10 protein-coding genes are annotated in these 21,069 nt (G+C 49.4%); 7 read left to right on the top strand and 3 right to left on the bottom strand.

The genetic code is table 11. The features are described from left to right. Nucleotide 1: 1 nt before the first annotated feature. From AAC022_RS19995 to AAC022_RS19985, 3 genes are all read left to right on the top strand, one after another. Nucleotides 2–1,468 carry a DUF1501 domain-containing protein gene (locus tag AAC022_RS19995; RefSeq protein ID WP_339733817.1) on the top strand — a complete coding sequence of 489 codons (1,467 nt, stop codon included), beginning with the start codon at nucleotides 2–4 and terminating at the stop codon, nucleotides 1,466–1,468. 192 nt (nucleotides 1,469–1,660) lie between these two features. Next, the gene (locus AAC022_RS19990; protein WP_339733815.1) at nucleotides 1,661–3,022 is read left to right on the top strand and encodes a DUF1501 domain-containing protein; all 1,362 of its coding nucleotides are present in this window, start codon (nucleotides 1,661–1,663) and stop codon (nucleotides 3,020–3,022) included. A gap of 818 nt (nucleotides 3,023–3,840) precedes the next feature. Then, on the top strand, nucleotides 3,841–8,514 hold the full coding sequence (locus AAC022_RS19985) for a glycosyl hydrolase family 8 (protein WP_339733869.1): 4,674 nt from the start codon (nucleotides 3,841–3,843) through the stop codon (nucleotides 8,512–8,514). A gap of 103 nt (nucleotides 8,515–8,617) precedes the next feature. On the opposite strand, the gene AAC022_RS19980 is transcribed toward AAC022_RS19985, so the two are convergent. Both AAC022_RS19980 and AAC022_RS19975 read right to left on the bottom strand, forming a co-directional pair. Further along, the gene (locus AAC022_RS19980; protein ID WP_339733814.1) at nucleotides 8,618–9,955 is read right to left on the bottom strand and encodes a DUF1501 domain-containing protein; all 1,338 of its coding nucleotides are present in this window, start codon (nucleotides 9,953–9,955) and stop codon (nucleotides 8,618–8,620) included. 234 nt (nucleotides 9,956–10,189) lie between these two features. Beyond that, nucleotides 10,190–11,929 carry a hypothetical protein gene (locus tag AAC022_RS19975; protein ID WP_339733812.1) on the bottom strand — a complete coding sequence of 580 codons (1,740 nt, stop codon included), beginning with the start codon at nucleotides 11,927–11,929 and terminating at the stop codon, nucleotides 10,190–10,192. A 679-nt stretch (nucleotides 11,930–12,608) separates the two neighbouring features. Here AAC022_RS19975 and AAC022_RS19970 point away from each other — a divergent pair. From AAC022_RS19970 to AAC022_RS19955, 4 genes are all read left to right on the top strand, one after another. After that, nucleotides 12,609–13,703 carry a DUF1559 domain-containing protein gene (locus AAC022_RS19970; RefSeq protein WP_339733811.1) on the top strand — a complete coding sequence of 365 codons (1,095 nt, stop codon included), beginning with the start codon at nucleotides 12,609–12,611 and terminating at the stop codon, nucleotides 13,701–13,703. Nucleotides 13,704–13,824: 121 nt separating this feature from the next. Continuing rightward, nucleotides 13,825–14,307 (top strand): carboxypeptidase-like regulatory domain-containing protein, encoded by a 483-nt coding sequence (locus AAC022_RS19965; protein ID WP_339733810.1) that lies wholly within the window; start codon nucleotides 13,825–13,827, stop codon nucleotides 14,305–14,307. A 21-nt stretch (nucleotides 14,308–14,328) separates the two neighbouring features. Further along, nucleotides 14,329–17,373: an FG-GAP-like repeat-containing protein gene (locus AAC022_RS19960; RefSeq protein WP_339733808.1), complete on the top strand. Its 3,045-nt coding sequence runs from the start codon at nucleotides 14,329–14,331 to the stop codon at nucleotides 17,371–17,373. Nucleotides 17,374–17,506: 133 nt separating this feature from the next. After that, complete coding sequence (locus AAC022_RS19955) at nucleotides 17,507–20,365, top strand: FG-GAP-like repeat-containing protein (RefSeq protein WP_339733807.1); 2,859 nt, start codon at nucleotides 17,507–17,509, stop codon at nucleotides 20,363–20,365. A 171-nt stretch (nucleotides 20,366–20,536) separates the two neighbouring features. Here the strand turns inward: AAC022_RS19955 and AAC022_RS19950 are convergent, their stop codons facing one another. Further along, nucleotides 20,537–21,061, bottom strand: a complete 525-nt coding sequence (locus AAC022_RS19950) for an Ig-like domain-containing protein (RefSeq protein WP_339733805.1) — start codon at nucleotides 21,059–21,061, stop codon at nucleotides 20,537–20,539. Between the last annotated feature and the right edge of the window lie 8 nt (nucleotides 21,062–21,069).

Genomic DNA, 21,069 nt, shown 5'->3' with positions numbered 1-21,069 from the left:
TATGAATCCTCTGGAAGAATACCAGCGACAGTTAACGCGTCGACAATTATTGTCACGTTCCCGTGGATGCCTGGGAGCGACAGCTCTCGCTTCGTTGATGGGCGAGGTACCCAAATTATCCGCAGCTAATCAAACGAACCCGGATCAACGAGGATTACCGGGCATGCCTCATTTTGCCCCCAAAGCAAAACGGGTGATTTATCTCTTCATGGCCGGTGGTCCCAGCCATATTGATCTATTTGATTATAAGCCTGAGTTGAAGAAAATTCACGGGAAAGAACTGCCTGAGTCGGTTCGCAAAGGACAACGGCTGACGGGAATGACCAGCGGACAAAAATCGTTTCCCTGTGTGGCGCCGATGTTCAATTTCAAACGTTATGGCGAACGAGGAACATGGATTAATGGGGACATTCTACCCCACACGGCTTCCATCGCGGATGACATTGCCATCATCCGCACCATGAATACGGAAGCCATCAATCATGATCCCGCGATTACCTATATTAATACGGGAACACAGCAATTGGGACGCCCCAGTTTTGGAGCGTGGTTAAGTTATGGATTAGGCAGTCCTAATAAAGATATGCCCGCTTATGTAGTGATGATATCGGTCGGTAATGCACCAGGACAAGCACTTTATTCGCGACTCTGGAGCAGTGGAAACTTACCCTCCCGACATCAGGGAGTTCAGTTTCGTAGTGCCGGTGATCCTGTCTTGTTTCTGTCTGATCCAAAAGGGTTAGACAGAGGTCTGCGTCGCAAAATGCTGGATGGGTTAGCGAAAATCAATGCGGAAAAAGCTCAGCTTTCAGGCGATCCAGAAATTGAAGCACGCATCGCGCAATACGAAATGGCGTATCGGATGCAAACCTCAGTGCCTGGCTTGATGGATTTAAGTGGAGAAACAAAAGCCACGTTTGAGATGTACGGCCCTGATTCCCAGAAAAAGGGAACCTTCGCCGCGAATTGTATTTTAGCACGTCGGATGGCGGAACGCGGTGTGCCCTTTATTCAACTCTTTCAGCGTGGTTGGGATCAGCATGGTGGTTTACCTAAAGCCATTCGTAATAATTGTGACAAAGTGGATCAACCAGCCGCTGCCCTAGTGAAAGATTTAAAACAACGGGGATTATTAGACGACACGGTCGTTATCTTCGGAGGAGAATTTGGCCGCACGATTTATAGTCAGGGAGCACTGACGAAAGACAATCACGGCCGAGATCATCACGGTCGCTGTTTTTCGACCTGGGTTGCCGGGGGTGGTTTTAAACCAGGAATTGATTACGGTGAAACGGACGATCATTGCTATAACATTGTGAAAGATCCTGTACACATCAACGATTTAAACGCCAGTGTTCTACATTGTCTGGGCATCGACCATAATCGCTTTACAGTGAAATATCAGGGGCTCGACCTCAAACTCACCGGTGTCGAAGGTGCGAATGTCGTCAAAGGACTGTTGTCTTAGCAAAAACGGAGAACGCGTAATAGTGGCGAGGGAGAGTCGGAGAATTGTTGAACGGACTGATTTAAGGTTCTCGCTTACGATGAGACGACTTGACCTGGCACTTCATTTTGATGATAATTAACGGATCAACTATGGTTTATGTGATTTTAAGCCTGTAGCGATTTTTAATTTTACACATCAAGAAAACTTTCGATGAAAAAACAGACATCTCAGAAGCGATCAAATTGCGACGGGGTCTCGCGTCGGAATTTTGTGCAGGCGGGCTTACTGGGAGCTGGGGGGCTGGGATTAGCTGATTTTCTGAAGCTGAAGGCAGAGGGAGCGATTCATCCGAAGCAGCAAGATACCAGCGTGATTCTGTTCTGGTTAAGTGGCGGTCCTGGTCATATGGAGACTTGGGATCCCAAACCAGAAGCTCCTGCTGATTATCGGGGGCCTTTTCAATCAATCGCAACCAGTCTGGCTGGTGCGAAATTCGGTGAATTGATGCCCGAGCAGGCAAAACTGGCTGAGCACCTTGCTGTACTGCGAACGGTCAATCATGGTTCTGGAGATCATACCAAAGGGAATCACTGGATGCTGACCGGCTTTGAAGGTCCTGCGTTCAATGCCCCCGACAATCGTGTGCAAAGACGACCCTCGATGGGGTCAGCTGCCTCTTTTTTACGAGGTCCAAATCAAGCAGGGATGACACCGTATGTGGGCGTGCCGCATTTGCGTGGCGGAACCGATAATCTGTTTCACTATTCCTCCTATATCGGAGGTGGCAGCAACCCCTTTATTGTCGAGTCCGATCCGAATGCAGCGGGCTTTAGTGTTAAAAATCTTACTTTAGCAAAAAACTTGACGTTAGACAGATTAAAAAATCGCCGGCAACTTCTGGGCTCACTCGATGTGCTGCCTCGTGATCATGAAAAGCGATTCCGCGATCTTGATGAGCATCAGCAGAGGGCATTTGAGTTACTCGCCTCAAAAGATGTTCGATCTGCATTCGACATCGCGGCAGAACCTGATTCACTGCGCGACAGCTACGGCAGGCATACCTTCGGTCAAAGTGCATTATTGGCGCGCAGACTGGTCGAGCATGGTACCACATTTGTTACAGTCAACTGCGTCCCCTGGGACCACCACGGTTCACCGGGTCAGTATAAAACGGAAGAAGGAGCACGCAAGCTTATACCCCCACTTGATGCCGCGATCGCCGGACTGGTTCGCGATTTGATGGACCGTGGTATGTATGAGAAAACACTGGTTGTAGCGATGGGAGAATTTGGCCGAACACCGCGCATGAATAAAAATGCCGGACGCGATCACTGGGGCAGAACCTTCAGTGTGCTGATGGGCTGTGGTGGTATGAACATGGGCCAGATCATTGGACGTTCCAACAAGCATGGTGAAAATGTCGTGGAACGTCCCGTCAGTCCGCAAGACGTCGCGGCAACCGTTTATCGCCATCTGGGCATCGATCCACAACGCGTGATGTTCCGTGATCGCCTGGACCGTCCGCTGCCTTTACTCGATACCGGCGAAGCCGTTTCCGAATTGTTCGGCTAATATTGGTATCTGTCGATGTAAGAATCAGCCTTACTCAGGCTTGTAAAAGTCGACTCGAGGGAATGCGAACTCTCAATACATCCTTTGATGAGCTATCGCTGGAACCCAACTCCTGCAGTTCTTCATAGCTACCGGTTTTTCAGATCCCATTGTTTCAACGACGCTTTGAGTGCACTCTGCTTTCTCTAGCTGTATGTGATTTTGTGTCAAGGAACTCTAGAGCACGATTTTCTGGTTATATCATTTCGTCGCGGTGTGTCACATAGAACATAGCGCAGTCTTCCTACCATGTGCTTGCCGAAGCTCACTTGCCTGTACATGATTTCCAAAATGTTTTCAAAGCATCTCTAGACACAGGGGAGGGGAGCATGGTTAAATCGGAGTATTCCGAGTCTGGATTGGTTCCAGACTCAAACCACATCTGAAATCTCGGACATTGCTGTTTGATCTGGGCCAAAACAGCTTCCGCGCCAAGTTAATTCTGGGCACGTTAGCAGTCTACGGCCGCCTGTCTACCTTGCGGTTTTCTGCTCGCACCCGGTGATAAGCAGTGTTACGGTGACCAAAGCACGATTCAGAATCATCAGGATCCTGAAGTTGTGCCAAGTCCATTGTCTACTGATGCTGAATCTCAGCATCAGTGGTGATCACTGTCTTGGCACAGACTGAAAGGACTCTGCGTTCGCAGAGTTGGTGAGATGAAACGACTTTACGTTAACCTTCTGCAATGGTTCGCTAAACAGCACACTACTCCTCGACGGTCTCGCGCCCAAAAGTCACGGCGATTTAATTCGCTTGAGGAACTTGAGGTGCGAACAATGCTCGCGGCCCATCCGTTGGCCGACGCTCCCGACGTTCAATTCCAAATCGAAGAAGACTGGGGTTCCGGACGGTCGGCCAGCCTGATTCTGACTAACGATGAAGCGAGCGCTTTCACGGACTGGCAGCTCGAATTTGATTATAGTGGCGAGATTCAGTCGCTCTGGAATGCCGAGGTCGAGAATCTTGGCGGCGGTCGCTATCGGATTACCCCTCCGAATTGGGATAACACACTCGATGTGGGTGAGTCGCTGTCTGTTGGGTTCGTTGCCGTGGGAAATCACAGTGAACCCACGGGCTTTTCTTTTCTCGGCAGTGGTAGCCCGGTAGATCCCGACCCAGACCCAGACCCAGATCCAGATCCAGATCCAGATCCTGTGGTGGGCGCTCCAAACAAGCCGAGCGTGAGTGTCCTCACGGATAACAATTCGGGTGGCTATCGTGTGACCCTCAATCTCTGGGCAGGAGATCCTGCCGACCATTGGAAACTCTACGAGAACGGCGAACTGATCTACGAGGCATCATTGTCGGGAAATGCGACCCCGCAAACAGACAGTCTGCTCATCACTAATCGGGACTATGGAGTTTATGAATATCAGGTCGAAGTGAGCAACGCGAGCGGGACAACGCTGAGTGATGAAGTGAATTACGTGGCAGGTAACGCCAGCCTGATCAGCATCGAAGAGGTCGACGTTACAGGGCAAGCTCTGCAGACGACCATCGATCAAACAACGGTCGAATACACACTCGCCTCATCTAGTGAGTCGACACAATTTAGCGTCGCGACCAGTAACTCACGCGTGATCCAAGTGGAAATCGTGAATGGGAATACGTTACGCGTTACCGGCCTGGAGGCAGGGCGGGCGTCTGTGCGAGTCACCGATGCGGATACAGGCGAAGATCGCTATATTGGGGTTCGCGTCCGCACGGAAGATGGACAATTGCCGGGGTTGCCCGATTATGTCACGATCGGTTCGGTGAGCGAAGATACCACTGGCGATCTGGCATTCTGGCAGGATTTTGACAGCAGTGATCCGCTGACCAATAAATATGTCGACTCGCGCTATATTTATATTAACGGAGGACCTATCAATGGTTGGCGCACTTGGGATCCGGACCGCGTGAGCAGTTATGTTCGCGAAAGTATGAAACTGGGGATGATCCCGCAGTTTGTTTATTACAACATTCCCGATGGCGGCGAAAGTTATACGACTAACAATGAGCACATCAACAGTCAGTCGTACATGGAAAGTTACTTCCGTGATCTGAAAATCGTACTGGATACCATTCGCAGTGAAGCAGGTGACGAATTGGTTCAGATAATTCTGGAACCGGACTTCATTGGTTACCTGATGCAGAACGCCAATGCGCCCGCTAGTGCGCTTTCAGCTATGACAAGTGCGGCCTATAGCAGTGGGGTATTGCAAGCAGGCGTCGATCCGCAATTCGATAATTCGGTGACAGGGCTGATACAGGCGATCAATTATACGATCAGCAGTTACGCTCCGAATGTGGAATTCGGCTGGCAATTCAATCTCTGGGCTTCGTCGGGTATTGAAACACCGATTCCAGGAACAGGAATTGTGCATCTGACAGATACGCTCGGTGTTGAAGCGGGACGCGCAGCGATTGCCCGCGAAGCCGAACTGATTGCCGAGTATTACATGGATGCAGGTGTCCTCAGCTATGGTGCCGGCTTTATTTCTCTCGATAAATATGGTTTGGATGCCGGGGCACAAAATGGTGCGGCAAATAACCCGGAAGCCAGTACCTGGTTCTGGAACAACGATCATTGGAATAATTATCTGCTGATTGTCCAGACACTCACGGAAACGACGGATCGTGAAATGATTCTTTGGCAGATTCCTGTCGGCCATATCAATGATAGTCTCGCCACAAATCCGTACGACGAGAATGGCACCTTTGATCCACTGACGAATACCACTCGCCAGTATGAGGACTCTGCGCCCACGTTTTTCCTGGGAGATACGTTCACGGCAACCGGAGATCGTCTGGATTACTTTTCATCAAATGATTTTGGAGATGAGAAGCTGACCGTTTCAGGCAACACCGTCACTTGGGGCTCTCATATCGAAGAGGCACGTGCTGCTGGTATCCGGCAGATTCTCTTTGGAGCCGGCGTTGGAATCAGTACCGATTCTATCGGCAGTGATCCCACGGACGATTACTGGTGGATTACCAAAGTCCAGGAGTACTATCAGAATCCGGTTCCCCTGGATGTTGTCGTCGATCCTCCGGATGAAGTGGAGCCTGTGTTGAGCATCAGCGGAGCAACCGTGACCGAAGGGGGTAGTGGATCTATCCTGGCGACGTTAACGGTTTCGCTTTCTGCGCCTGCAACGGAGTCCGTTACGGTCAACTATCAGACGTCGAATGGAACAGCCACCGCTGGAGACGATTATGCTGCAGCCAGCGGACAGGTTTCTTTCGCAGTTGGTGAAAGCGCCAAGACGATCACGGTTAGTATCTTCGGAGATACTCAGATTGAATCCGATGAACAGTTTTATGTGACGCTCAGCAGTCCCGTGGGGGCGACTCTGGATGATAATCTTTCGTCTGCCGCCAACACGATTCTTAACGACGACGTTGCCAGCGAAACAGACGTGACCATCACCACTCCCTTCGAAACGCCCGTCACGATTTCGATTGGTACGTCTGTCGGCGACCCGGACTTCGCCAGCCACGTGCAGCAGTATGTGAACGGGACCCTGTTTCCCAGTCAGTACACTCAGACGCAACTCGATGCAGTCGTCAGCGATTACTTTAACCAATGGAAGTCAGACTGGTTGCGTGTTGATCCCGGCGGTAACGGTTACCGGGTTGTGATGGACTCGCAAGGACGTACCACATCTGAAGCACAGGGTTACGGTATGCTGATTCTGGCGCATCTGGATGGATATGATGCGGATGCCCAGACCATTTTCGATGGCCTGTTTCAATATTCGCGTGCGAATCCCAGCCAGGGGAACCCTGATCTCATGGATTGGGCGCAGCCGGATCCTTCCGGAAATAACAGCGCCTTCGATGGGGATGCGGATATTGCTTATGCCCTGTTAGTAGCCGATGCCCAATGGGGCAGTGATGGTGATGTCAACTATCTCCAGGAAGCGATTACCATTATCAATGCCATGTACGAATCGACCATTGGTCCGGACAGTCATCTCCCTATGTTAGGGGATTGGGTCAATCCGAATGGCAGCCAGCACAGCCAATGGTCCACCCGTACCAGCGACTTCATGTATGGGCACTTCAGAGCTTTTGAAGCCGCCACACAGACCGGAGCCTGGGACGAAGTGATCGCCGCCACTCAGGACGTACTGACAAGGCTACAGCAGCAGTCGGGAACAGGACTGGTGCCAGACTTTGTGATTGTGGATCCGGCGACTGGTAGCGTTTCTCCTGCGCCGTCTGGTTTCCTGGAAGTCAATGATCAGAATTACTGGTATAATGCGGGACGGGTTCCCTGGAGGATCGGAACCGACGCTGTTTTGAGCGGCGATGCAGTCTCGCTGACGCAGGCACAGATGTTGTCCGAATTCTTTCAGCAGTCTTCAGGAGGAAATCCGTCACAGATTCTGGGCGGCTATGAGCTTGATGGAACACCGCTGAATAGTTGGAGCGATCCGTTCTTCCGAGCGGCGGTTGGCGTCTCTGCGATGACCGGTTCGGATGCCGCTGATCAGGCTTGGCTCAACTCTGTCTTCGACAGTGTCGCGACGACGCACTCGAATTACTATGCCGATTCAGTTTCGATGCTGAGCATGCTTGTGATGTCGGGGAACTATATCAGTCCCTCGGCTTCAATGGGCGGTAGTGCGGCGCTACAGTCGTTCACGCAGCCCGTGCATGGGCAGGTCGTCGACAATCAGGACGGCACGCTGACCTACACGCCAGTTGATACTTTCTCTGGTGATGACAGCTTTACTTACACGACGGTTACCGATTCCGGCAGCATCATCACGACGACAGTGCATGTCACTGTTGAGTCTCTTGTTGTGATCATGCCGGAAATTTCCATCAATGATGTGACTGTGATAGAAGGTGATAGTGGCAGTTCCCAGGCCATGTTTACCGTGTCGCTGGATCAGCCGACTACCGAAATGGTATCGGTGCAGTTCCATACACAGAATGGTACTGCGATTGCTGGCGAAGATTATCAGGCCCTCAGTGGCCAACTCGTCTTTCAACCAGGGGAGACTACGAAAACCATTTCGGTGTCGATTCTGGGTGATGCTGTGATGGAATCGTCTGAGGGCTTCCAGGTCGTGCTCGATCAGGCAGTTGGTGCCGCGTTGGTATCGGCCACCGGTAGTGGCACGATTCAGGACAATGATGCCCCGGCACCGATGGCTGACGTCGACTTCGCTGTGGTGAATGACTGGAACAGTGGATTCCAGGGAGCGATCGAAATCAACAACGAGAGTGGCGAGGCTTGGGATGGATGGACGCTGGAATTCACGTTCGATGGCGACATCACGGACATCTGGAACGCCGAGATCGTTTCTCACGTCGGTAATACCTACGTCATTCGAGGTGCATCCTGGAACGAAGATATTCCCGCTGGCGGGACCATTTCCTTCGGGTTCATTGGTACTCCAGGTGGTCTGAATGATCCTCTGTCGGACTTCATTCTGAACGGGAGCTCGATTTAGTACCAAGCAGCATTTTCATTGCTTGAGGTACACGTTGATAGAAGAAATAAAACAGGCCTTCATCATGCGATGAAGGCCTGTTTGTTATATGTGAAAGGAAATTTCAGATGACTTCAGGAAGCGCCTGGTAACCGCTATCGACGAGGTACTGTGGGCGACCGGCGTGATCGGGAAGCGTGACTTGCTGCACGTCGATTCCCATGTTGCGATAGAGCGTGGCAAAGACTTCTTGGAAATGAACGGGCCGAGTCTCAGCCTCACCGCCGAGCCGATCGGTGGTGCCGATGACCTGTCCTGTTTTCATGCCGCCACCGGCAAGCAATGCATTGCAAACACGTGGCCAGTGATCGCGACCGCCGTTTTTGTTAATCTTCGGAGTGCGTCCAAACTCGCCCCAGGCGATGACTGTTGTGTCTTCCGCCATACCACGTTGATGCAAGTCCTCAATCAGGGCAGTGATGGCCTGGTCGAAATCGGGGAAGTTCTCTTTGGCAAGCTTGAAATTACGACTGTGCCAGTCCCAGAAACTGTAACTCAGAGTGACAACGCGTGCTCCGGCTTCAACAAGACGACGCGCGAGCAGAAATTGTTCATTCAGACGCGGGGCAGCATCCCCTTGTTTTCTAGAGGTTCCTTTGCCGTAGCGTTCGCGAATTGCGGGATCTTCTTTCGAAACATCAAGGGCTTCAACTAATTGTCCAGAGGTGAGAACACCGAATGCCTGTTCGTAAAAAGAATCGAGCCCTTGCATCATGCCGCTACTGTCGGCATCGCGCCTGAATTGATCAAAACTACGCAGTAAGCTTTTACGATCTTGTAAGCGATCTAACGTAATTCCGTTGAGTGTCATATCACCCTTCATTTCACCATTTGGATTGAAGGGGGTGTGTGACATTCCGAGGAAGCTGTTTTTTCCAAAGTTGTAGGGAGTGTGCTGCATCTTAGGCGAGAGATTCACATATGCGGGTGAGGTTGTCGCTGGATCGCCTTTCATGTGTGACAGGGCAGAACCCAACTCAGGCCAACCGCCAGCCGGTTGGTTATTGGAGCTGTGTCCGGTCATACATTGAAACGAGGCATGTTGGCCGATCGAACCGACGAGCGAATTAACAAACACACATTTATCCGCAATCCGTGCAATCCGTGGAAGTTGCTCGCTGATCCGAATGTCAGGGACATTGGTCGAGATGGGATTGAATTCGCCACGGATCTCAGTAGGTGCGTCCATCTTAATATCATACATGTCCTGATGCGGCGGCCCGCCTGGCAGATAGATCATGATGATCGACTTATGAGAATTGACTTTGCCCGTTTGTTGCTCCGCTTTGAGTATGTTCGGCAAGCAAAGACCGCCAAGGCCAAGCGATCCGATTTTGATAAAATTCCGGCGCGACACCTGATTGCAAAACTTGTTGGCAGAAGTATCAAAAATATTAAGCATAACTAAATCCAGGAAGGATCCCGCAACGTAACTCGACGCTGAGGATGGGGGAGATATTCTGTGCAGATGGCCATGATTGATTCAATTAATCTTACCTCTGTTCATTCGCTTTGTCTACGTCGAACTATCAAGATCTGAGTTGAATCACTTTTACTAAACATTTTCATCTAAGGTTTCCGGAGTACTAAAAAATGTGTCTAAATCGGTTAATATCGGCATACTCAATTTAAAACCCTAATATTGATTGGTCATTCCGTACCTTAATGTTTCGATTCGTTGTAAGCGATAGACGTCGACACCGACCGGGTCAGAATAAACGTGTTCTAACGATACCGTATCAAACCTGGTATCGCTGAAGCTTTTCACCTTGACTTGGGATCGCATCACCACCAGAAATTCCACTTTGGAATCGGCAAGCTGTCGGAAAATTGCTTCCGATGGGGGTTCTGTGTTGATCGCTTCACTGATCTCGAAATACTCGTCAGGGAAGAAACCTGAATAGCCGTTGACAAGCGGTACGCCGTGGAACGTAGCAAAGTACATCCACCGTGTCGTGGACTCAAAATCTTTGACCTTCACTCCACGAGCAAAAGGAACACAGGCAATCGCATGATCGGGCGGAGTATTTTCTTGAATATATGTAATCCAGCCAGCGTGTCTGTCGGCGCTGGGCGTTTTCCCGAGTGCAGGCGAAGGTGGGGTCACTTCAAACAGAGCAATCAGGCCAAGAATGAGAAGAGCAGGTTTTGCCAGGTAGTTCTGAAGCTTTTTCGCACAGAACGTTTTACTCAACAGGAATGCTCCATAAAGCCCCTGGGCGGCCAGCAGAACAATCGTCATCTGAACGAAAAAAGCAAATCGAAAGACATTTCGAACTTGTGAGAATCCGGGGCAGTATTCCGTCAAGGTCCACCAGGGCCGCCATTCGTAGATACGAAGGTTCGGTCCCAGAGAAAGTGAAAAAGCAAGCAGCAGCGTAATGAGTATAAACACCGTCCACCATCGCCAGCGATTTCGTATTAATCCTATAATGACTCCCGTTATCGCAAGTCCGATTTTGAACCATCCGGGGGAGAGACGCCGCTGGTCGTGTGCCTCCCGGGTATTTAAATTGATCAATTGCCTACCGGTAGAAGCGGTGTAGTCTCCAGGGAGTGCAGAGAGTTGTAAGACGGTATTCGAGGAACGTATGAAATTGTTCTCGTTTGCGGCCTGTTTCAAGTGAAAGATGACGGGACCTGTCAATAATGCAGCAACGCTCACTCCCACGGCAAACGTGGCCCAGAGAATGGGATTCAAGCATCGTTTCCACAATGTCCAAGTGGCTCCAAGGAGTAGCACTGCCAGGAATAAACCTTGGTGACCACAGATCAGAAATGTGAACCCGAAGGCGATTCCCAGTTCCGCTCCACGAAGCAGGGTAGGGTGCCGGGATATCTTCAACAAAACAAGCCAGGTCCAGAGAATCCCCCAAAGTGGTGTCAACTGCACGACATCAAGTTGCCAGTGCACAATTGGAAGCAGCAGCATCGCAGCGCCACCCCCGATGGCTATTGAACGATTCACACCGAGTTTTCTCAGGAGCAGGAATGTGAACAGTCCGTTAAATAACAACGAGAGCCAAAGATAAATGTTATAGGTCAGGACACGAGAATCTGTAAACCAGTTAATGGGAGCCATGAGCATCGTTATTGTTTGTGGCTCTGAAAAAGCAAACGTATTTTGGATCGGATGAAAAATCGGGGCGTTCCAATAACTGTTTGTCCCTTGTAGAAATCCTTCCGTATTCCACCAGATTGTCCAGAGATTGAACATGGGAACTGTTAAAGATTCTGATGTTCCTGTGGGTAAACACGTTGTCGAAAAACGTGCCAAGGGCCAAGTCGACCCGATAGCCAGAGTTGCGTAGATGACGACGAGTAGAATTCCGAAGACACGCCGTGATTTGAATAACTTTCGGACTGCTCTAGTCATGCAACGAATGACTCCCTTTGATTCCCACGGCACCCCATAGAGTGAGCACAGATAATAGCAATAATTGTGCAACAAATACGGGTTTGTACGCATGGTTAGTAGGGTACACTGTTGGGGAATATCCCTCAAATAAGATGTTGTCAATTGTATATAATGGGTGCTTCTCACCTGAGAATTGTCAATCCAAACTATTGTCCAAGATCATTGAGTTCCGCTGTTTAGATAGTGTGATCAGCAACCAGTTTTCAGTCAGCTGGTGGGGTAATTGAAATGGATAGTCGTTGATGTAAGTGTATGCATTATAATTACTTATGAATATTAATTAAAGTGATTTACCTTGAGGTTTTATGTTTCTTCGCCACTGCAATCGATTCGATGCGCAAATGAATTATTCTTCATAATTAAATTGACATCCTGATACAAGTAGATATAAAAGATATTAATATTCGTTAGTATATTAATGAACTGCTGTGTTGGCCGCTGTTTAGTGTTATTGATATATTGGTGCTTTCAGAATGTATGGTCAATTCTAACTAATTATCTAGTAATTACCTCATAGTTTCCTTATCGGGTTCCACGAAAGATCCGTGTAATTTTCTAACAGAGATGCCATTTATGGCAATGATTTTCATATTAATACTGACTTTTCTCATTATTTATTTACTACGGAGGAAAAGACATGAAACTGAGACGTCAGCAAAAACGTATTTTTTCATTTGGATTTACATTAATTGAGTTACTGGTCGTAATCGCGATCATTGCAATTCTAATTGCGCTTCTGCTTCCGGCAGTGCAGCAGGCACGTGAAGCAGCTCGGAGGACAGAGTGTAAAAATAAATTGAAACAATTGGGAATCGCAATTCATGGCTATCACGAAGTGCACGGTTGCATGCCGATGGGCTCAGGAAGCGATGGCGGTCCGGGAGGACGGCGGCAGAGTGGATTTGTAGGCCTGCTCCCCTTTATTGATCAGGCACCGCTCTTCAACATGATTGCATCTGGTGGGACTGCTGCCGCAGTCGATGGAACGACAGTTTATAATGCATTCGATTTTGTCCCCTGGGACAATAATCACAAAGCTGTCAGTACAAAAATCCCCATGTTGCTTTGTCCGTCAGACGGAGATTCAACCGAGGGGAATCCGCGTGCAAAATGTAACTTTATGTTCTCACGGGGTGACTCTGCCTGGGACACTAACCCTGCATGGAATGGAAACGGTGGACGTGGTCTGAGAGGTTTCTTCGTGGGGGGAACAGGCAATTCTGGTGTACGAAGAATCCGCGACGTCACCGACGGCTTAAGCAACACAATCGCCATGGGCGAACGCATCAAAGCAAAACCAGGCGGAAATTCAATTCGTACTGGTGCCATTGCTACCGATATTTCACAAGCCCAATATCGTGCTGATGCTTCGGTCTGTCTCAACAATTATAACAGTACAACTGACGAATATGCTGGGGCTACAGCCCGTTGGGGAGGTTTGCGTTGGATGGATGGTGCGATGAGCTTTACCGGTATGACCACCATCCTCGGCCCTAACAAGCCCAGTTGTTCTGAAACTGATGACCAGCGCGATGGGGTACAGGATCCGACCAGTCAACATACGGGCGGAGCACAAGTGCTTATGGGGGACGGAGCTGTTCGGTTTGTCAGCGAAAATATTGACTCTGGTAATCCTGCCTCACCTTCCCCACTAGGTGCCACAAGGAGTCCCTTTGGCGTCTGGGGCTCATTGGGTTCTGTCTCAGGTGGCGAAACGGTTGGCGATTTCTAAGATTGCTGTTTCAAGCGATTAAGCATCAACCTGAAAAAACGGAGGGCAGCAAACGACTGCCCTCTGTAATGGGGATGCGTAAAGTGTTTTTTGAGGTAATAAGTTCTAAGGGATTCCTGTAATGAAAGTACGGATTTTACTAATCATTTCTCTCTGCATGTTTTCGTGGGGGTGTAGTGGTAGCAAAGAAGATCGAGTGCCTGTTTATAAAGTGACCGGTACCATCAGCTTGGGAGGGGCTCCTATTCCCGGGGCAAGAGTCACTTTTGTATCAAAAGAAAAACTACCCGTGGCCTACGGACGCACCAATGGCTCTGGTGAATTTGAATTAATGACCTACGATCCCGGGGACGGCGCAGCCGCCGGTCGGTTTTCTGTACTCGTCTCTAAGTATTTAAGCAGTAAACCGAAGGGGGATCAAAGTGATGCTGCGCATGGCGCCGATCCAACGAAGAATTATGATTCAAGAGGCGGACACGACGCGAAAGCAACTCAAACGACAGAGAACGCAATTCCGGCGCAATACGCTGATGTGGATTCTACGCCGTTGTCGGTAACCGTCGAAGCCGGTGGCGAGAACAAGTTCGATCTGGAGCTCAAGTAGAGAGAGGATGTCGATTGCACCATGCCACACCGGGAACTCTTGAAGACTGATGCTTCGCTACTTGCTCAATGGCAAGTAGCGTTTTTTGTCGGGTTTCTCTGCCTGATCGGCATCTGTGGTTGTGGGGCGGAGTCTGTTGATCCAGGTTTACTTTTACGGCAGGCCGAAGCGGCTCTCGCTGAAAATGACTTCGAACGTGCCGAGCAGCTTGCTATTGCTGTACCTGCCAGTGCTCCTGAACGCTCAGCTGCTCTTATTGTGGCTGGAGAAGCCGCCATGCGTACCGAACGATTTGTTGATGCGCTGGAATATTTTCAATCGGTGATTGATTCTGGACAAACAAAAAAACACACTAAATTGGCCCGGTTCTCATCTGCCGAAGTCTACCGTGAACTTGGTCAATTATCTAATGCGATAGAGGCCTATCGGCAAGTGTTGAAAACAAATTCTGACAATGCTGCTACTCATGAACGGCTTGCATTTTTATTAAGCGCTAGCGGGGCACGCTGGGAAGCGTTACCTCATTTCTTTTTTCTGGTTCGTAGTGGATCGGCCACGATTAATGAGTTGGCAATCTTTGCGGATCTTGACCGACATGTCGAACATAAAGCGTTCCTTCAGTCTTGCTCGCTAAAATCAAAAGATGATTCCTATGTGCGATTTGGTCTGGCCGCCCATTTGTTCTGGGACGGAGAGCCAGATCAGGCAAAAGAGAGACTGCGCCAGATTGTGGTGAAAGCCCCCGAACTAATCTCCGCACAGGCGATGCTGGGAGAATTACTGCTTGATGAAAACGAGAAACAATTTGTGGAATGGCATCAGAGTCTACCAGATGAGGCAGAAGCACATCCGGATATCTGGTATGTGCGTGGGCTTTGGGCGCGCCGACATGGTGATCGTCAAATGGCCGCGCATTGCTTCTGGCAATGTGTTCGCCGCGACCCAAGACACCGGCGCGCGACAGTTCAACTGAGTCAAGTATTGGCATCACTAGATCAGAAATCGTCCGCCGTGTTTCGAGAGAGGGCGGCTCAGATGGTCGAACTGACGCAGCAGGTCGATCATGTTTTAAGGAGTAAAGGCCTCAACGAAGCAGCAGTTCATCAAACACTGGAACTATTGGAAAAAATGGGACGAATTTGGGAGACGTGCGCCTGGGGGGTTCTGGCACGGAACCAATTCGATAAAGCAGATTGGCCACAACAACTTTTAGCACGATGCGCGCCCCTGTTGAATAGAGATCTTCCGCTAGTGGAAGACACACAAAATCTGGCACTCAATTATGACTTATCATATTTTCCAGAGTTTCAACTGGCACAAACCGATCTTCATCTCTCGGCTGAAGACTCCGCATCTCAGGTCAATGCGCAAATCCGGTTCTCACAATCAGATATTGGCATCGACTTCACTTACTTTAATAGTCCCGATCCATCGACAAAGGGCCTGCGTGTATTTGAATCAAACGGCGGTGGGGTTGCGGTTGTAGACTTCGACGGAGACGAATGGCCTGACCTGTATTTTACGCAAGGAGCGGAATGGAAATCCGGTAACCAGGAGCCGACACCTTCCCAGCGTTATACCGACCGATTGTACCGTAATATGGGAGACTCATTTGAAGAGATTACGGTTTTAGCGGGCCTTGGAAACCAGGGCTTTGGACAAGGTCCCACCGTGGCCGATTTCGATAACGACGGATTTCCTGATCTCTATATCGCCAACATCGGACACAATCGACTCTATCGGAACAACGGAGATGGCACGTTTGAGGATATTACCGATGAGTGTGGACTTACGGGAGAAGATTGGACAGCAAGTTGTGTCGTCGTCGATCTGAACGCGGACGGGTTACCAGACCTGTTTGATGTGAACTATCTGAAAGGGAAGAATGTTTATACCGCAATCTGCCAAGGCCAGGCATGCTCTCCCTCTGGATTTACTGGCACGCCTGATCGCCTGCATCTGAACCAGGGGGACGGTACATTTTCCTTCATCCCGGATGTCACTCCTGTCTCTGGAGCAAAAGGCATGGGGGTCATAGCATCAGCTTTGCATGATCGCGAACGACCATGCCTGTTTGTCGGCAATGATCAAACTCCTAATTTTTTGCTTCAGCCATCCCGCTCAGACAACTCTTCTGGTATTCGCCTGGAAAATAGAGGATTCATCGACGGCGTCTCACACACTGAAGATGGTCTGTCAATGGCTTGTATGGGCATTGCCGCCGATGACGTGGATGGAGATGGGCGAATCGACTTCTTTGTCACGAACTTCAAGGACGAATCGAATACTCTCTATTTGCAGGATACAGAGGGGATCTTTACTGACGCGACCAAGAAAGCTGGCCTGGCCAATCCCAGTTGGCCATTTGTTGGCTGGGGAACGCAGTTTCTGGATGCCGATTGCAATGGTGACGTGGATCTTGTTGTGGTGAATGGTCATGTCGATGACTATCGCGATAAGGGAGGAGCATATCAAATGCGGCCTCAGTTTTTCAAAAACGTGGGGAGAGGACGGTTTACCGAGCTTTTCGCAACTGATGTAGGACCATGGTTCGAAAAAAAAATTCTGGGTCGTGGATTGGCACGGCTTGACTGGAATCGCGACGGCTTGATGGATTTTGTGGTTTCCCAAATCGGAGAACCAATTTCACTGATGACAAACCAGACCACGGAAAGTGGTCATTTCATAAACATACGCCTGCATGCAACAAAAACTGCGCGCGATGCCATTGGTACCGTCGTTGAAGTCGCCACGAATGATCGGCGTTGGAAAAAACAGTTAGTGGCCGGAGATGGTTACATGGCGAGTAATCAGCGGCTACTTCAATTTGGATTGGGTAAGTCTGTTTCAGTTCAAGAAATCCTAATCCACTGGCCATCGGGAGGGGGGACGACAATCAAAAACCTTTCGGTCGATGTCACCCTGGAGTTGGTGGAGGGAGAGGCTCCTTTCGCGCTCTGGCGTGGTTCGGAGCTCGAAAGACCTGATGCAGAAGTACAATTGGAATATCAAAGTAATATGGTAAATTCTAATGCGGTATCGGAGAAACGCAGTGTCCGTCAGTGAGAACGATGTCATTCCACAATCTCGATCGAATCGGCGGCTGGTTGTTTTGGGCGTCGTTCTTCTTATCTTGACAGGATGCGGATGGGCAGCATGGCATCAATTGTGGAACCCCAGCGTTCAGACGGAACGGCTGATGCATCAGGCGAGACGTGACCATGCTATGGGACGGGAACAGCAGGCAGAGAGAAAAGCTGCGCAAGTTCTGGTAATCAATCCTGGTTCTGAAGAAGCGGTATTTCTCGCGGCTGAGTGCGCCGTCTTGCAGAATAAAGATCAAGATGCCCTCAACTATCTGAAACAATTGCGAACATCAAAACCGGATGTGCTTGTACGTGCAGCGCTGTTCGCAGCTGAATTACAGCATTATCACACGGATCATTTTTCCGATGCGGAACGGTCCTACCGCAGGGCGCTCGATCTTGATTCAGAAAATATCCATGCCAACTCTAACCTGGCGAAACTTCTGGGGCTATGCGGGCGGCGGAGTGAGGCGATTCCCCATGTCCTGAAATTGATTCGTCAGGGAGTGGAAACGGATTTACTGATGCTGATTGCTCGAGAATCAGGGGTCATTAACGATCCGGAATCGCTCGAACGGGCGCATACAACGGTTCCCGATGATGTGAATCCACTGCTTGGTCTCGCGTGGCATGCTGCAGAGAACGAGCAAACCGAACGTGCCATCCAATTGCTGCGAGATGCGAAAGCACGACGTCCTGATGTCATTGCCGCCCATGTCGCGCTGGGGCGGCAATTGCTGGCTTCTGGCCAGTACGATGATCTGCTGCTTTGGGAAAAACAGCTTCCACTGGATGCGGAACAATATTCAGAAACCTGGCTCGTTCGCGCACAAGTTGCTGAGAAAGAGGGTTTGAAAGAGGCAGCAATTCGTTGTTATTGGGAAGCGGCCTTGCGCGCCCCAGAATCAAAGCTGACGAACTTTCGCCTCGCCAATCTTCTCTCTGAGGTTGGAGACACCAAAACGGCAGATAAATTTGCAGAACACGTTGTTCGATTACAAGAATTGAATGTGGTTCAGGACCGAATCTTTTCAATGAATGATCAACCAAGCATCGAATCGGTGTTGGAATTGGCAAGAAGTTATGAAGCAGCTGGACGAATCTGGGAAGCTTATGCCTGGTGTCAACTCTCTGTTCGAGTCAGTCCCTTGCATCAGAGTGCGCAGTCTTATCTAGAGGAACTACGAAAACAAATTAACGGTATTCCACTACAGTTGACAGTCAATACAGCGAACGTCGCACAATCTGTTGACCTCTCGACGTATCCGCTTCCAAAATTTCGAGAGACCCGAACACCAACAGGCAAGCTTAGTTTAAATACATCAACAACAATTTCTTTTCGGGATGATGCGCAAGCAAGTGGTTTGTATTTCCAGTATTTTAACGGGACCCAGGGACCCCCTTCGCGGAGGATGTTCGAGTTCACTGGCGGGGGAATTGGCGTCCTCGACTTTGATATGGATGGTTTCTCCGATATCTATTTTACACAAGGACGTCCCTGGCCACTCGACACGCAAGGAAATGAGTATTCTGATCGTCTCTTTCGGAATCGTGAGGCAACTCGGTTTGAAGACGTGACTTCCAGTGTTGGTATTCATGAAAGCGGTTTTGGGCAGGGAGTTGCGGTAGGAGACTTTAACTCGGATGGGTTTCCAGATCTCTACGTGGCCAACATCGGAGCGAATTATTTGTGGATGAATAATGGCGATGGGACTTTTGCGGATGTCACTCTAGTGGCAGGAGTCGGTGGTAGTCAGTGGACCACAAGTTGCGTTCTGGCCGATCTAAACTCTGATGGATTATCGGACATCTACGCCGTCAATTATCTAACCGCTGAAGATGTCTTCGCACGTGTTTGCAAACATCCAGACGGGACACCGCGCGCATGCTTACCATTTCATTTCGAAGGGGAGACGGACCGTGTATGGCTCAATGACGGAAACGGTCACTTTACCGATGCGACTAAGGACTTTCTCTCCGTAAAACCAGACGGAAAAGGACTCGGCGTCGCTGTGTGGGACGCGAACGGAACAGGAAAACTGAGTCTTCTCGTTGCAAATGACACCGGGCCAAACTTTTTTTTCGTAAACGAGAACGAATCTGGCGGCGACCGTCAACCTGGTTTGCAAGAACGCGGGATTCCAGCCGGCCTCGCACTGAATGAGGATGGAAAGGCCGAGGGATGTATGGGAATTAGCCTCGGCGATCTCAACGACGATGGACATCTGGACGTCCATATTACGAACTTCCTGAGTGAATCAAATACCTGCTACATGAATTCGTCGACAGGATTTTACGAAGATCGCACCCGTATGCTGGATCTCCACTCTCCAACAATGAACGTTCTCGGGTTTGGAACACAGTTCCTCGACATGGATCTCGATGGACGTCTCGAGCTATTCGTGTCGAATGGACACGTTGATGACTTGCGCCAACACGGGCGACCGTATAAAATGCGACCACATCTGTATCAAGGGAACGGACAGCAGTTCACAAAAGTTGATGCAACCACTTTAGGTTCGTATTTTGAGCAAGAAAGATTGGGGCGAGCTGTCGCTAGAATTGATTGGAATCGGGATGGTCGAGACGATCTTATCGTCGGTCATCTTGATGGTGGTTCCGCTCTTTTAACAAACACAAGTGCTCCCACAGGTCATTCTCTTTCACTCAGATTATTCGGGGTTGAGTCAAATCGAGATGCGATCGGAACAACGATTCAAGTTCGTGTCAACAACAAGACCATTACGCGTCAGCTTACTGCAGGGGACGGCTATCAGGCGAGTAACGAGCGTCGTCTTATTGTCGGTGTGGGAGATGCCAGCCAGATCGATGAACTGATTGTTCACTGGCTTTCGGGAAAAGTGCAGACATTCAAAAACGTCTCAGTTTCCCAGGAATTATGGCTGCCGGAGGGGGGAGAGCTCTTTTCAAGTGTGTCGAATCTCCCGGTGCCGAAAGGCAAATCGTTTTAATATCCCGTTTTCTGGTCTATGCTGAGAAAGTGATCGACGCTCAGGATTTATCGCGTCCCAATGCAAAAGCGTTCGATCACGAAACAGCATTCAATACACGGAATAGTGCGATGTTCTGATTCAAGATAAGACTTTAAATAGAGTAAACCGGATTGTTTTTTCGCTTTTGAATCATTTACGTCTCTTTGTTTGTGATTTCGATTTCTGTTCTTGAATATCAAAGTCAAAATTATTTTTTTTCTCTGTTGTTACTGTCACTTCTAAATTTGAACGCTCATTATATTCTACCGGAATCATTTCTGGCGTATCAGGGATTCCTTCCTTAGGATCCCCTCTCTTGAATGTGGAGATCGATACATGGTACTTTCCAGGGACGACACCTGAAGGTCCATCGACAAGATTCAAATTGAACGTCCCATTTGAATCCGTCATCCCAATCGCTGGGTAACCGCGTTGTTCCAGAGATTCAAAAAGTACTTCTGCATTAGAGACAGGCTTTGAATCCATCACTACTTTGCCCGTTGCTGTCACTGTGCTTGGTTGAGAGTTACACCCAGCACTCGTTAACAGACTAAATAGCCCTAAGATGAAAGGGAAAAAAGAACTCCGATTGGCAGGGAAAATATCCACCCGAATCGCTCCTCTGGATAAATGAAAATAGTAACGAATAGAAACAAATGCGGAATCAGACTTCATATCAGAGT

The sequence above is a fragment of the uncultured Gimesia sp. genome, from assembly GCF_963976445.1.
Classification (GTDB): Bacteria; Planctomycetota; Planctomycetia; order Planctomycetales; family Planctomycetaceae; genus Gimesia.
The sequence above is the reverse complement of the archived record's forward strand: the minus strand, read 5'-3'. Positions and strand labels throughout refer to the sequence as shown.